Source organism: Cypionkella sp. PAMC25878, assembly GCF_058135695.1.
This window is the reverse complement of record NZ_CM176871.1, coordinates 3,539,831-3,553,334: the sequence shown is the minus strand read 5'-3', so window position 1 is coordinate 3,553,334 and position 13,504 is coordinate 3,539,831. Positions and strand designations below refer to the sequence as shown.

The window sequence follows — 13,504 nt, the reverse complement described above, 5'->3', positions numbered from 1 at the left end:
CATACAGATATTTATGGCGATCCGCATAATCCACCTCGCATAATGGCAGGAAAATTGACCATGTTGGACGAAACCGATACCCGCCTGATTGCCGAGTTGCGCCGCGATGGCCGCGCGGCTTTGTCCGACCTTTCCGAACGCTTGGGCCTGTCGCGCGCCACCGTCCGAACCCGGATGGAGCGGTTGACTGCCAAGGGCGAGATCGCGGGTTTCACCGTGCTGACCCGCTCGGATGTCGCCGAAGCGCCGGTGCGCGGGCTCATGATGATCATCATCGAGGGCAAGGGTGGCGAAAAGGTGATGGCGCGGCTGGCGGGTATCCCTGCGGTGATGGCGGTGCATTCGACCAATGGCAAATGGAGCCTGATCGCCGAGATTTCTACGCAGACTCTGATCGAACTGGATGAGGTGATCAACCGTATCCGCAACATCGACGGTGTGCTGACCTCGGAAACCAACCTGTTGTTATCCACCCGCAAGGCGGGGCGGCGTTAAACCCCGCGAAACTTCGCCGCACGTTTCTCGAGAAACGCCGCGACGCCTTCGCGGAAATCTTCCGTCGCCCCACAAGCGCCCTGCAACTGCGCCTCGAGCGCCAGTTGCTGATCCAGATCATTGCCAAACGACGCCCGCAATGCGGTTTTCACCCCGCGATAAGCCAGCGTCGGCCCATTCGCCAAACTCAAAGCCCGCGCCTGCCAATGCGCGCTAAACTCCTGATCCGGCACACATTCATAGATCATGCCCCAATCCGCCGCCTGCCGCGCGCTGATCTTGTCGGCAAACAAAACCGCCCCCATCGCGCGGGCAAGGCCGATCTGACGCGGCAACCAGTAACTGCCGCCGGCATCCGGCACCAAACCAATCCGGGTGAACGCCTGAATGAACGACGCACTCTCGCAGGCAATCACCACATCCGCCGCTAGCGCCAGATTCGCCCCAGCCCCCGCAGCCGCCCCCTGCACTGCAGAAATCGTCGGGATCGGGCAATCGGTGATCGCCTTCAGCAGCGGTACATATTCCTCGTTCAGCACCCGCTCCAGATCGAGCGGCCCAGACGCATCGCCCAAATCCTGCCCCGAGCAAAACGCCCGCCCGGCCCCGGTGATCACCAAAACCCGCGCCTCAGCGCCCGCGCGCAACACCGCCGCCAGCATTTCGGCGCGCAAAAGCGAGGATAAAGCGTTCATCACTTCGGGGCGATTGAGCGTGATCACCGCCACGGCCGCCTCGACCTGATAGGAAATCGTCTGATACATCAAAGCCCCCTGATTGCGCCTACACTATCAGGGCAGGGGCATCGAGCCAGTGAAACCCAGCGTCACTTGTCCAGCAGTTCTGCCAGCCGCGTCTTATCGGCCTCGGTCAGACCTTCCGCCTCAGCCGCCACCGCGCGGCGGCGGCTCATCGCCAAAGCAATCGCAGCCCCGGCCAGCAGCATCGCAGGGCCCGCCAGCCACAAGATCAAACTCGACCCTTCCGCGCGCGGGGTGAACAGCACAAATTCGCCGTAGCGCGCCACGACGTAATCGACCACCTGCGCGTCACTGTCGCCCGCCACCAAGCGTTCGCGCACCGCCAGCCGCAAATCCCGGCTGATCGGGGCGTTGGAATCGTCGATATCCTCGCCCTGACACACCGGACAGCGCAGGTTTTGCGAGATCGCCCGCGCCCGCGCCTCTAGCCCCGGATCTTGTAGCATTTCATCGGGTTGCACCGCAAAGGCAGGCGAGGCCACCAGCAGCAACGCCAAGAGAACCGCCCGCATCATTCCGCGGCCACTGCGATGGCCTCAGACCGCCGCGCGCCAGCCGCCACCCTGAACCGCCGATCTGACAGACTGAGCATCCCGCCCAATGCCATCAGCAACGCGCCGCCCCAAATCCAATTGGCAAACGGCTTGATGTAGCTGCGCACCGCATAGCCACCGTCGTCTTGGGCATCGCCGATCACCAGATAGAGGTCACGAAACACCCCTTGATCAATCGCGGCCTCGGTCGTCGGCATCCCCGCCACCGGATACATCCGCTTTTCGGGATGCAAGCTTGCCACCTGCACGCCCGCCTTGCGCACGATCATATCCGCCATGGTCGAGTGGTAATTCGGCCCCTCGACCTTGTTCACCGCCTGCAAAGTCACGTCATAGCCGCCCAAGGCAAAGCTTTCGCCGATTTTCACGGTGCGAATATCTTCGGTCACCCAAGCCGTCATCGCGGCGACGGCGAAAATCGTCACCCCCATACCGGAATGCGCCAGCATCTTGCCCAGATCAGCGCGGGGCAGGCGGGTCAAACGGCCCAGCCGCGCGGAAACCGAACCCCGCCCCAGCCGCTGCCAAAGGTCAATCAGCGCGCCCATCACCACCCAAGCGCCCAAGGCAGCGCCCACCGGACCCAAAGCAGATTTGCCGGTCTGCACCGCATAAACCAGCAGCCCAACCGCCAAAGCCAGCACCAAAGCGCCACGCAAAGGCCGGATCGCCCGCCGGATTTCCGCGCGTTTCCACGGCAGCATTGCCCCCACAGGCAGAATAACCGCCAGCGCCACCATGAACGGCGTGAACGCTGCATCGAAAAAGGGCGGTCCCACCGACAGTTTGCGCGCGAACACCAACTCGGCGATCAGCGGCCAGATCGTGCCGGTGAACACCACAAAGGCCGCAACCGCCAGCAGCAGGTTGTTCGCCACCAGCGCCGTCTCGCGGCTGACCACGGCAAACACGCCTTTGGCCTCTAACACGCTGGCGCGGAACGCGAATAGCGTCAGAGATCCGCCCATGAACACGCCGAGGATGCCCAGAATAAACACCCCCCGCGCCGGATCATTGGCAAAGGCATGCACGGAGGTGATCACACCGGAGCGCACAATAAACGTCCCCGTCAGCGAAAACCCAAACGCCAAGATCGCCAGCAGGATCGTCCAAGCCTTCAGGCTTTCACGTTTCTCCACCACAATCGCCGAATGCAACAAGGCCGCCGAGATCAGCCACGGCATGAAGCTTGCGTTCTCCACCGGGTCCCAAAACCAGAACCCGCCCCAGCCGAGTTCATAATAGGCCCACCACGACCCCATCGCGATGCCGATGGTCAGGAAAATCCATGCCGCCAGCGTCCAGGGTCGCACCCAGCGGCCCCAAGCCGCATCGACACGACCCTCCAGCAGCGCGGCAATGGCGAAGGAAAAGCTCATCGAAAGCCCGACATAGCCCAGATACAAAAACGGCGGATGAAACGCCAAACCGGGGTCTTGCAGCAACGGATTGAGATCATTGCCATTCATCGGTGGGTTTTCCAGTCGCACGAATGGGTTCGAGGTCAACAGCATGAACGCCATGAACGCCACGCCAATCGAGCCCTGCACGGCCAACACCCGCGCCTTCAACCGCATCGGCAGATTGCCGCCAAACCAAGTGGCACAAGCACCAAACCCCGACAGGATCAGCACCCAGAGCAGCAAAGACCCCTCATGATTGCCCCAGACGCCTGCGAATTTATACAGCATCGGCTTGGCAGTGTGCGAATTCTCCACCACCAGTTTCAGCGAAAAGTCTGAGGTGACAAAGCCATAGGTCAGCGCCGCAAAGCTGGTGGCGATCAGCAAGAACTGTACCACCGCCGCCGGATCGCCCAGCGCCATCAACCGCGCATCCCCGCGATACGCCCCCCAAAGCGGCAAGGTGGATTGCACCAGCGCCACCATAAAGGCCAGCACCAAGGTGAAATGTCCAAATTCAATGATCATCGCGGCCTCCCGATTGGCTATCGGTATAGGCCAGATCGCTGCTGGCGGAAATGGCCTGCGCGAACGTGTCGCGCAGGCGTGTTCAGGGGCATTATGCGGGCTTTTGGCGTGCTTTATCCGACTGACGCCAAAACGCCGCGTTACACCCCGCGCGACAGTGCCGCCACCCCGGTGCGCGCCATCTCACGCAGCCCCAAAGGCCGCATCAATTCGGCAAACGAGTCAATCTTCTCGGGCGTCCCGGTCATCTCGAACACGAAGCTTTCCAAGGTGCTGTCCACCACATGCGCCCGGAAAATCTCGGCCAAACGCAAAGCCTCAATCCGCGCCTCGCCCTTGCCTGCGACTTTCAACAGCGCCAACTCGCGCTGCACAGCGGGGCCTTCGACCGTCAGATCATGCACCTCATATACCGGCACCATCCGCGCCAGCTGCGCCTTGATCTGCACGATCACCTCTGGCGTCCCCGTCGTCACCACGGTAATCCGGCTGCGATGGCTGGTATGATCCACTTCGGCCACGGTCAGGCTGTCGATGTTATAGCCACGCGCGGTGAACAAGCCGATCACGCGGGCCAAAACCCCCGGCTCATTCTCGACGATCACCGCCAGCGTATGGGTCTCAATCACCGGCGCATTCGGGTCGCGCAGCTCATAAGCCGAATGGCTGGAAGCACTTTTCTTGATGTTTAGCGGAGACATCTTTGGTCATCCTCTGTGTAAAAATATCCTCAGGGGTCCGGGGGGCGAGCCCCCCGGTACGACATCTCAAACCAGAACCGCGCCCTTGGCACCGATCACGCCTTGGGTATCCGCATCGCCCAACAGCATCTCGTTATGCGGCTTTCCGCTCGGGATCATCGGGAAGCAATTCTCGTGCTTCTCGACCCGGCAATCAAAGATGAACGGCCCGTCATAACGGATCATTTCCATGATCGCATCATCCAGATCCTTGGGGTCAGTCACCTGAATACCCTTGCAACCAAAGGCTTCCGCCAGCTTCACGAAATCCGGCAATGACTCCGACCACGATTGCGAATAGCGCTCGCCATGCAGCAATTCCTGCCACTGCCGCACCATCCCCAGCCGCTCGTTGTTCAGGATGAACTGCTTGACCGGGGCCCGGAACTGCATCGCGGTGCCCATTTCCTGCATGTTCATCAGCCACGAGGCTTCCCCAGCGACGTTGATCACCAAGCTGTCAGGATGCGCAATCTGCACACCAATGCTCGCGGGCAAACCATAGCCCATCGTCCCCAAACCGCCCGAAGTCATCCAACGGTTCGGCGCCTCAAAGCCCAGATATTGCGCCGCCCACATCTGATGCTGGCCGACTTCGGTGGTGATGTAGCGATCCATGCCTTTGGTCAGCGCTTCCAGCCGCTCCAGTGCATATTGCGGCTTGATCACCTTGGTCGAGCCTTTGTAGCCCAGACATTTCACCGCCCGCCAAGTGGCAATCTGCGCCCACCACTTCGCAAGGCCGGCTTTGTTCACACGGCTCCCGCGCGATTTCCACAAAGCCAATGCCTCCTCCAGCACATGCGCAATATCTCCAACGATGCCCACATCGACCCGGATCACTTTGTTGATCGAGGATGGGTCGATATCGACATGCACCTTCTTCGAATGCGGGCTGAAATCAGGAATCCGCCCGGTGATACGGTCATCAAACCGCGCACCGATGTTGATCATCAGATCGCAGCCATGCATCGCGAGGTTGGCCTCATACAACCCATGCATCCCCAGCATCCCCAGCCAAGCGGTGCCGCTCGCGGGATAAGCCCCCAGACCCATCAGGGTCGAGGTGATCGGAAACCCTGTCGCCGCCACAAACTCACGCAGCAAAGCACTGGCCTTCACGCCCGAATTGATCACGCCGCCGCCGGTGTAGAACACCGGACGCTCAGCGGTTTCCATCATCTCAACCATCGCCGCAATCGCCTCAGGGTCGCCTTTCACGCGCGGCTGGTAATGCGACACTCGGGTTTTTTCCAGCGGCGTATAAGTGCCAGTGGCGAATTGCACATCTTTTGGTATGTCGATCAGCACCGGGCCGGGGCGGCCATGCGAGGCCACATGAAACGCCTGATGGATGGTTTCCGACAGCTTCTCGGTGTCCTTCACCAGCCAGTTATGCTTGGTGCAGGGCCGGGTGATGCCAATGGTATCGGCCTCTTGGAACGCATCGGTGCCGATCATAAAGGTCGGCACTTGCCCGGTCAGCACCACCAGCGGGATGCTGTCCAAAAGCGCATCGGTCAATCCGGTTACGGCATTCGTCGCCCCCGGTCCAGACGTCACCAAAGCCACGCCCACTTTACCCGTGGACCGCGCATAACCCTCGGCCATATGGATCGCGCCCTGTTCGTGGCGCACGAGGATATGGCGAATGTCGTTCTGCTGGAAAATCTCGTCATAGATCGGTAGCACCGCGCCACCCGGATAGCCAAAGACAACTTCAACACCCTGATCCTTCAGGGCTTGAACCACCATTCGTGCTCCGGTCATCTGACGCGTCATGATCTTTTCCTAAGTTTGGGCCTTAGGCCCTTTGGTCAATAGAAGTTCGGGCATTCGCCCTTGCGGCCAACAAAAAGCCCCCGGAGATTACTCGGGGGCGCATGGGAAACCTGATGGTCAAACCGTTACCGGCCCATGCGCTTTATCCTTACGACGACTAGAATGCTGAGCATTACAGACCCCTTGAGCTTCGAGGGGGAAACTAGGGCGGCGGGACAGGGCCGTCAACTGCAAATCGACATGAAATATGTCGCCAGAGGCTAGTTTTTTGAACTTTAATTACAAATTAGCGGATCAATGGGTAATTTTCGCAACTTTTGCATCTCGCGCCGCCCGCTGCCCCTCCCGAGTCGCCACCACCCGTGTCATGAAACCGATTTTTGGCAGAAACATCCTGGCCCCCGCATCAAGCGGTGCAAAGATTAACAAAGCCTGAATGGGGGCGCACAAGCCCTTGATTTTCTTAGCGCCTAAATCTGTCCACGCGTGGCGCGGCTAAATCGGCTGCAGCAAATCCCAACGGTTGCCCCAAGGATCGCGCCAGACCGCCACCGTGCCGTATTCCTCTACGCGCGGGTCTTCCTCAAACACCCCACCCGCCGCGACAATCCGCGCCGCATCACGGGCAAAATCATCGGTGTGCAGGAACAGCCAGACCCGCCCGCCCGCCTGATCCCGCACTGCAGCACTTTGTCGCGCCCCTGTCGCCCGAGCCAGCACCAGTTGCACGCCGCCACCCGCAGGCTGCACCGTCACCCAACGCTTGCGGCCCTGATCTATGTCGGCGGTGAGTGTAAACCCCAAGCCGTCGCAGAAGAACCGGATCGCCTGATCATAATCCGGCACCACCAGCGCCAGCGCTCCAATCATTCCCGCAGTACGCTGCGCGCTTCGGGCAGAGTGATGCGGGCGACTTGCTCGGCAATCGGGTCAACGGACAGGGGATGCAACTCGGCCCGGTGATCGGCAGGATCGCCTATATCCTGCCAAGCCCCGTGCTTGAAAATCTCCAGCGCGTTGAAGCCGGCCTTGTAACCCATCTTGCGGCTGCCCGGCACCCAATAGCCCAGATAGACATAGGGCAGGCCAGCTTCGCGCGCGATGGCGATATGGTCGAGGATCGCAAAGGTGCCCAAAGACAGATCAATCATATCCGGGTCATAAAAGCTGTAGACCATCGACAGTCCGTCATCGAACACGTCGGTCAGCGCGACGCAGGCGAGGGGCCGCCCGCGCTCGCCCGGACCCGCCGCACGGGTATATTCGATCACCCGGCTTTTGATCGGGGTTTCCTCGATCATCGCGGCAAATTCAAACACATCCATATCGGCCATGCCGCCATCGGCGTGGCGGGCATCCAGATAACGCCGGAACAGGCTGAACTGATCTTCGGTCGCCCAAGGGCTGGTCGCGTTGCGGCGCAGATGCGCGGCGTTCTTCATAATCTTGCGCTGGGTGCGGCTGGGTTTGAAATCGGCAACCCTGATCCGGGCCGACAGACAAGCCGAACATTCCGCACAAGACGGCCGATAGAGCACATTCTGCGAGCGCCGGAAGCCCTGTTTCGACAGCGAGTCATTCAACCGTTGCGCCTGATCACCCTGCAAGGCGGTGAACAATTTCCGCTCCATCCGCCCCTCCAGATAGGGGCAGGGCTGCGGGGCCGTGACATAGAATTGGGGCGCAATCGGAAGGGTGTGGCGCATTATCTCGGGCTGCAAGGTTAGGGATAGCGTACCCTAGCAAGGCTAAGCTCCGCCGCCAAGCGCAATCAGAAGCGCGATCCGCGCCGGGCAAGCCAGCGGAAACCTTGCGCAAACAAAAGCCCCCCGGCGCAAACCGGGGGGCTTTGGGGTCAGACGATCCGCCCGAGGATCAGTATTCGCCGGGGCGTGCCACTTCGGTCGGTGCGGCAGGGGCAGAGGCGGCACGCGCGCGGTCTTCCATAAAGCTGTCGAATTCCGACTTGTCCTTAGCTTCGCGCAGACGTTGCAGGAAGGACTCGAATGCGGTCTGCTCATCCTCCAGACGGCGCAGCATGTCGGTCTTGTAGGCGTCAAAAGCGGCATTGCCCGAGGGGCGCATCGCCGAATGGTGGCCGCCCCAGTGATGCGCGTGACGCTCAAAGTGGCGGGCGCGGCGTTCCGCGCAAGAAGAACGGCTGAACATACGTTTGCTCCAGATCATATAGGCCAGAAAGGCCAGGCCCACGGGCCAGATGAAGATGAAGCCAAGCACCATGGCGGCGATCCAGGCAAATCTGCCGCGATCATCAAGCCAGGCCTCGGCGCGGCGCAGGATAGAAAAGATTCCGCCGGAGGAAGGGGCGGTGGTCGAACTGGTATTCATCGGCGGACTCCCGTGTTTCGGTTGTTGTGTCAGCGTATCACCCTATGTGAATGCCTTTCACATGAGCCAAGATGCGCTGTGTCGGGTTCGCTTTCAAGGGCTATGTGAATGATATTTACATAAGACCGGTTCGAGCATCAAAAACACGCGAAAACCCGCCTAATCCATGCCGCCGCCGCCCGGGCTTGATCCGGGGCCTCAAAGTGGAAGGTCACAGGAGGAAAAGAGGCCCCGGATCAAGTCCGGGGCGGCGGGGGGTATTGGGACCGTTCAACCCACCTGACCATTAAGCGGTGAACTCCGCCACAATCGCCCCGGTGATCTGCTGCAACTGCGCGGGCGGGATCGCGAAAATATGCCGGGGCGTTCCCGCCGCGGCCCATACGGTTGCGTAGGTGAGCAAGCAAGGGTCCATCCACAACGGCAGCGGCGTCAGATGTCCCAAGGGCGACACCCCGCCAATCGCAAACCCCGTCACCGCGCGCACCTGATTGGCATCGGCGCGGCCCAAACCCTCGCCCGCCAAAGCGCTGGCCTTCGCACCATCCACCTGATTGCCGCCCGCGGTCAGAAACAGATACAACCCGCGCTGGCCTCCAAAGATGATCGACTTCACAATCTGATCCAAGCCGCAGCCCGCAGCCGCAGCCGCTTGCGCTGCGGTCCGGGTTTCTCCCGGCATTTCAAGCGGAGTGCCCGTGACCCCCGCCGCCTGCATGGCAGCCACCACCCGCGCTAGACTTTTGCTCATCACCGCCTCCGTTTTCCGGCTTTATCGACAAAGCTCCGCTGCAGAGCAAGTCTGCCGGTTGACCCCGCCCGCAACCCGCCGCAAATTACCGCCATGAGCCAGAATTTCGCCGCCCGCATGACCCGCCAGCCCATCGCCTTTGACCGCGATCAGGCCGCCGATATTGCCACCAGCTTTGCCGACCTCGCGCCCGATCTGCGCGGTCTGCTGGCCAATACCGCTGGGTGCAGCCCCTATCTGAAAGCCCTGATGCTGCGCGAGGCGCAATGGCTGCGCGTCGCCCTTAGCCTCGCGCCGGAAACCGCCTTTGCCGGGGTGCTGGTGGCGCTGAACGACGTGGCCCTCGAGCAACTGCCAACCGAGCTGCGCCAAGCCAAGCGCCGTGCGGCTTTGCTGACGGCGCTTGCCGATCTGGGCGGAGTGTGGTCGCTGATGCAGGTGACCGGGGCGCTGACCGATCTGGCCGACCGCGCCGTTGACCTCGCGATGCAGCGCTTGGTGGCTGATGAAATCCGCCGCGGCAAGCTGCCCGGCGCCACCCCCGACGATGCGGCCACGGCGGGCGGCATGATCAGCTTGGCGATGGGCAAGATGGGGGCGGGGGAGTTGAATTACTCCTCCGACATTGATCTGATCTGCCTGTTCGATCAGGACCGCTACGGCGATGATTGGCAAGACGCCCGGGCTGCCTTCATTCGCGTCACTCGCAAAATGGCCGCGATGCTGTCAGAGGTTACGGCGGAAGGCTATGTCTTTCGCACCGACCTGCGCCTGCGCCCGGATGCCTCTGTGATGCCGGTGTGTCTCTCGATCGCCGCCGCCGAGGCCTATTATGAAGCCCAAGGCCGCACATGGGAGCGCGCCGCCTATATCAAAGCCCGCCCCTGTGGGGGCGATATTGCGGCGGGTAATCGCTTTTTGAAAACCCTGACACCGTTTGTCTGGCGCAAACACCTCGATTTCGCCGCCATTCAAGACGCCCATGACATGCGCCTGCGTATCCGCGAACACCGGGGCCTGAATGGGGCTGTGACGGTCGAAGGCCACAATATGAAACTTGGTCAAGGCGGGATCCGTGAGATTGAATTTTTCACCCAAACCCGCCAGCTGATCGCCGGGGGCCGTGATGTCGCCCTGCGCGACCGCACCACCTTAGGCGGCTTGGCGGCCCTCGCGGCGAAAGACTGGCTGCCGCCCGAAGTCGCCACTGACCTCTCCACGCTCTATATCCAACACCGCGAGTTGGAACACCGCATCCAGATGGTGAATGATGAGCAGACCCACAATCTGCCGACCTCCCCCGAGGGCATCGCCCGCATCGCCGCTTTCTGCGGTCAGGACGAAGCGAACTTCCGCGGAAACCTGCTCGACCGCTTGGCCCGCACCGACCGCCTCACCGAAGGCTTCTTTGCCCCCAGTGCTGTGGAATCCGGCCCCGACCTCTCTGATCACGCGGCCCAGATCGTCAAAGGCTGGAGCAGTTATCCCGCCCTGCGTTCTGACCGCGCCCAAGCGATCTTCCTGCGTCTGCGCCCGGTGCTGCTGAAACGCCTGACCCGCGCTGCCAACCCCGATGAGGCCCTCGTTGCGCTGGATGGCTTCCTTGCGGGCCTGCCGTCCGGCGTGCAAATCTTCTCGCTGTTTGAGGCCAACCCGCAACTTGTCGATCTGATTATCGACATCGCAGGCACCGCCCCCGCCTTGGCGCGGTATCTGTCGCGCAACGCAAGCGTGCTGGATGCGGTGATCGGCGGCTCGTTCTTCGCGGCTTGGCCCACAACCGCTGCCCTCACCGCCGAACTGTCCAAACGCCTCGACGATATCCCAGACTATGAGCGGAAACTCGACGCCGCGCGGCGCTGGATGAAGGAATGGCATTTCCGCATCGGTGTCCACCATCTGCGCGGGCTGATTGATGGCTTTGAGGCGGGCAAACAATATGCTGACCTCGCCGAGGCGGTGATCGCGGCGATTTGGCCCGTGGTCTGCACCGATTTCGCCGCGAAGCATGGGCAGGCTCCGGGGCGAGGCGCGGTGGTTCTTGGCATGGGCAGCCTGGGCGCTGGCCGCTTGAATGCAGGCTCCGACCTTGATCTGATCATGATCTACGACGCCGCTGGAGTAGAGAGTTCCGACGGCAAACGCCCCCTCGCAGCTAGGCCCTATTACGCGCGCCTGACGCAAGCGATGGTCACGGCCTTGTCGGCGCAAATGGCCGAAGGGCGGCTTTACGAGGTGGACGTGCGCCTGCGTCCTTCGGGACGGCAGGGCCCGGTTGCGACCTCAATCGAGAGTTTCCGCAACTACCAGAGTAATGAGGCTTGGACATGGGAGCATCTTGCCCTGACCCGCGCGCGGGTGCTGGCGGGGGAGCCTACGCTCGCTGCCGAGGTCGAAGCGTTTCGCCGGGAAACCATCGCCAGCAAGGGGCAGGGGGCAACGGTGCTGAAAGACGTAGCGGATATGCGCGCCCGTCTGGCCGAGGCGAAGCCGGGAGCGGGCGGTTGGGATGCGAAATTCGGCCCCGGTCGGATGATGGACATTGAACTTTTGGCGCAAACCGTCGCCCTGCAAACCGCCAGCCCAGCGCGCGGGGTGGAACGCCAGATCGCGGCTGGAGGCCAGATTGCAGGCAAAATCACGGGCGGAACGCTGGCTAAACTGTCGCATTCGGATCAGTCGGCGCTGCTCGACGCCTATAGGCTGTGCTGGCAAATGCAGGCGGCAAGCAAACTTTTGTCTGACAAGGCGCTGGATCCCGCAACCTTGGGGCTCGGCGGCGTGGCTTTTTTGCTGCGTGAGGCGGGGGAAACGAGCACCGAGGCGCTGACCGAACTGCTGGTGCGGCGGGCAGCGCTTGCAGAGCAGGTAATTTCGGCCCATCTGAACGGGTGATGCATGGGGAGACGCGCGGTGGATCTATCAGAAGCAGACCCGAAAGGGTTGGTGCGCGAAAGCTACAACATCGAGGGCATCAGCTATGGTGAGTGCGGCCAGATCTTCATCGACTGGGTGCTGAGCCTGCCTGCGGTGGTCAACACGCCCGATTGCATCCGCGCCTTGCTGGCGCATTACGGCATCCCCAACCCCGACCACCCCATGACACGCGTGCTGACCGAGGCTTTGACCGCCCCCGAACACCCCAAACGCCGGGGCGGTCGTGCGGCGCGGTTTCCATCGAACCCTTAGCGCCCATCTAACCCCGAGCGGCAGCTTCCAGCGCGGCAATGTCCAGCTTGACCATGCCCATCATCGCCTGCATCGCCCGGCCTGATCTGTCTGCCGTCAGCAATCGCGGCAGCGCGCGCGGGATGATCTGCCACGACAGACCAAACGGGTCGGTCAACCAACCGCAGCGGCTTTCCACGCCACCCCCCGCCAGTAGCGCAGCCCACAGCCGATCCACCTCGGCCTGCGTGTCGACAGTGACGCTGATCGAGGCGGCGGGCGACAGCTTGTAATGTGGCCCGCCGTTCAGCCCCCAATATTTCTGCCCGATCAAGGTGAAGGCGACCATGAACGCACCTACCGCTGGATCGCGGCCTTTGTAGGGTATGTTGGTGATCTCGGCGTCATCAAACAGACTACAATAGAGCCGCGCCGCCAGCTCGGCCTGATCGTCAAACCACAGACAGGTTGAGATTTCCGGGTCGTGTTTTGGATCAAGCATCATTGGCCCCGTTTCATTGCGACAAGCCTTCGCGTGTTTCCGACCGCGCCAAGCCCGCAAAATAGACGCGGGCGGGCGTGATCAATTCGGTGCCTTGCGTGCCATGCAGATAAATTCCGATTTTGAAGTAATTCGGTTTCGGTGCCCCGAGCGAAATGTTGCGACCTTGCAGCACGGCTGCCTTGCGTCCATCGACAAACACCTCCGCCAACCCGTCGCTACCCGCGCTCCATTTGATATGAGTCTCAAAGCGATGCCAGCCACCCCGCAAAGCCGCCGCATCCCCCAAGCCAATGCACTGCCCCGGTCCGTCGAAAACATTGTTTTGCAAGAACAGTTTTGTCGAGTTCTCTGCCACACCAATATCCAGATTGGGGCATTCGCCATTGTGCCAATAGGCGAAAGAATAGGTGCCGCCAGCCTGCTGCGCCTTGCCTAAAGGAAAGCCAGCGTCCAGATAGATCCACCAGC

The 13,504-nt window shown here is 61.5% G+C and carries 14 protein-coding genes; 3 read left to right on the top strand and 11 right to left on the bottom strand.

Going from position 1 to position 13,504, the window contains the following annotated elements:
• Nucleotides 1-63 precede the first annotated feature (63 nt).
• Complete coding sequence (locus tag ACS5RD_RS17375; protein ID WP_054004709.1) at nt 64-495, top strand: Lrp/AsnC family transcriptional regulator; 432 nt, start codon at nt 64-66, stop codon at nt 493-495.
• Here ACS5RD_RS17375 and ACS5RD_RS17370 read toward each other — a convergent pair.
• The 9 genes from ACS5RD_RS17370 to ACS5RD_RS17330 all read right to left on the bottom strand — a co-directional run bounded on the left by ACS5RD_RS17370 (nt 492) and on the right by ACS5RD_RS17330 (nt 9,363).
• Nucleotides 492-1,259, bottom strand: a complete 768-nt coding sequence (locus ACS5RD_RS17370; protein WP_489928429.1) for an enoyl-CoA hydratase-related protein — start codon at nt 1,257-1,259, stop codon at nt 492-494. The two genes, ACS5RD_RS17375 and ACS5RD_RS17370, sit on opposite strands and share 4 nt — an antisense overlap.
• Before the next feature lie 62 nt (nt 1,260-1,321).
• On the bottom strand, nt 1,322-1,771 hold the full coding sequence (locus tag ACS5RD_RS17365; RefSeq protein ID WP_489928428.1) for a cytochrome c-type biogenesis protein: 450 nt from the start codon (nt 1,769-1,771) through the stop codon (nt 1,322-1,324).
• Nucleotides 1,768-3,741 carry a heme lyase CcmF/NrfE family subunit gene (locus tag ACS5RD_RS17360; RefSeq protein WP_489928427.1) on the bottom strand — a complete coding sequence of 658 codons (1,974 nt, stop codon included), beginning with the start codon at nt 3,739-3,741 and terminating at the stop codon, nt 1,768-1,770. The genes ACS5RD_RS17365 and ACS5RD_RS17360 overlap by 4 nt, the downstream gene beginning before the upstream one ends.
• Nucleotides 3,742-3,881: 140 nt before the next feature.
• Entirely contained in the window at nt 3,882-4,442 is a 561-nt protein-coding gene (gene ilvN, locus ACS5RD_RS17355; RefSeq protein WP_054004557.1) for an acetolactate synthase small subunit, read from the bottom strand.
• Nucleotides 4,443-4,508: 66 nt separating this feature from the next.
• Complete coding sequence (locus tag ACS5RD_RS17350) at nt 4,509-6,263, bottom strand: acetolactate synthase 3 large subunit (RefSeq protein ID WP_489928426.1); 1,755 nt, start codon at nt 6,261-6,263, stop codon at nt 4,509-4,511.
• Between the two features lie 495 nt (nt 6,264-6,758).
• The gene (locus tag ACS5RD_RS17345; RefSeq protein ID WP_489928425.1) at nt 6,759-7,133 is read right to left on the bottom strand and encodes a VOC family protein; all 375 of its coding nucleotides are present in this window, start codon (nt 7,131-7,133) and stop codon (nt 6,759-6,761) included.
• A complete protein-coding gene (locus tag ACS5RD_RS17340) occupies nt 7,130-7,969 on the bottom strand; it encodes an arginyltransferase (protein WP_489928424.1) in 840 nt (279 codons plus the stop codon). Before ACS5RD_RS17340 ends, ACS5RD_RS17345 begins: the two co-directional genes overlap by 4 nt.
• Before the next feature lie 169 nt (nt 7,970-8,138).
• A complete protein-coding gene (locus ACS5RD_RS17335; RefSeq protein WP_054004553.1) occupies nt 8,139-8,612 on the bottom strand; it encodes a DUF2852 domain-containing protein in 474 nt (157 codons plus the stop codon).
• Between the two features lie 286 nt (nt 8,613-8,898).
• Nucleotides 8,899-9,363, bottom strand: coding sequence for a YbaK/EbsC family protein (locus ACS5RD_RS17330; protein WP_489928423.1), 465 nt, complete (start codon nt 9,361-9,363; stop codon nt 8,899-8,901).
• A gap of 93 nt (nt 9,364-9,456) precedes the next feature.
• On the opposite strand from ACS5RD_RS17330, the gene ACS5RD_RS17325 reads away from it, so the two are divergent.
• Both ACS5RD_RS17325 and ACS5RD_RS17320 read left to right on the top strand, forming a co-directional pair.
• Entirely contained in the window at nt 9,457-12,258 is a 2,802-nt protein-coding gene (locus tag ACS5RD_RS17325; protein WP_489928422.1) for a [protein-PII] uridylyltransferase family protein, read from the top strand.
• 18 nt (nt 12,259-12,276) lie between these two features.
• Nucleotides 12,277-12,552, top strand: a complete 276-nt coding sequence (locus ACS5RD_RS17320; protein WP_054004707.1) for a hypothetical protein — start codon at nt 12,277-12,279, stop codon at nt 12,550-12,552.
• Between the two features lie 7 nt (nt 12,553-12,559).
• On the opposite strand, the gene ACS5RD_RS17315 is transcribed toward ACS5RD_RS17320, so the two are convergent.
• Both ACS5RD_RS17315 and ACS5RD_RS17310 read right to left on the bottom strand, forming a co-directional pair.
• The gene (locus ACS5RD_RS17315) at nt 12,560-13,033 is read right to left on the bottom strand and encodes a VOC family protein (RefSeq protein ID WP_489928421.1); all 474 of its coding nucleotides are present in this window, start codon (nt 13,031-13,033) and stop codon (nt 12,560-12,562) included.
• Nucleotides 13,034-13,046: 13 nt separating this feature from the next.
• On the bottom strand, nt 13,047-13,496 hold the full coding sequence (locus ACS5RD_RS17310) for a heparin lyase I family protein (protein WP_489931403.1): 450 nt from the start codon (nt 13,494-13,496) through the stop codon (nt 13,047-13,049).
• Nucleotides 13,497-13,504 lie beyond the last annotated feature (8 nt).

Bases quoted from the DNA above. Each gene is read 5' to 3' on its own strand.
- ACS5RD_RS17335 (WP_054004553.1), bottom strand. From the start codon at position 8,612: ATGAATACCAGTTCGACCACCGCCCCTTCCTCCGGCGGAATCTTTTCT.
- ilvN (WP_054004557.1), bottom strand. From the start codon at position 4,442: ATGTCTCCGCTAAACATCAAGAAAAGTGCTTCCAGCCATTCGGCTTAT.
- ACS5RD_RS17345 (WP_489928425.1), bottom strand. From the start codon at position 7,133: ATGATTGGAGCGCTGGCGCTGGTGGTGCCGGATTATGATCAGGCGATC.
- ACS5RD_RS17340 (WP_489928424.1), bottom strand. From the start codon at position 7,969: ATGCGCCACACCCTTCCGATTGCGCCCCAATTCTATGTCACGGCCCCG.
- ACS5RD_RS17365 (WP_489928428.1), bottom strand. From the start codon at position 1,771: ATGATGCGGGCGGTTCTCTTGGCGTTGCTGCTGGTGGCCTCGCCTGCC.
- ACS5RD_RS17370 (WP_489928429.1), bottom strand. From the start codon at position 1,259: ATGTATCAGACGATTTCCTATCAGGTCGAGGCGGCCGTGGCGGTGATC.
- ACS5RD_RS17330 (WP_489928423.1), bottom strand. From the start codon at position 9,363: ATGAGCAAAAGTCTAGCGCGGGTGGTGGCTGCCATGCAGGCGGCGGGG.
- ACS5RD_RS17315 (WP_489928421.1), bottom strand. From the start codon at position 13,033: ATGCTTGATCCAAAACACGACCCGGAAATCTCAACCTGTCTGTGGTTT.
- ACS5RD_RS17360 (WP_489928427.1), bottom strand. From the start codon at position 3,741: ATGATCATTGAATTTGGACATTTCACCTTGGTGCTGGCCTTTATGGTG.
- ACS5RD_RS17350 (WP_489928426.1), bottom strand. From the start codon at position 6,263: ATGACGCGTCAGATGACCGGAGCACGAATGGTGGTTCAAGCCCTGAAG.
- ACS5RD_RS17325 (WP_489928422.1), top strand. From the start codon at position 9,457: ATGAGCCAGAATTTCGCCGCCCGCATGACCCGCCAGCCCATCGCCTTT.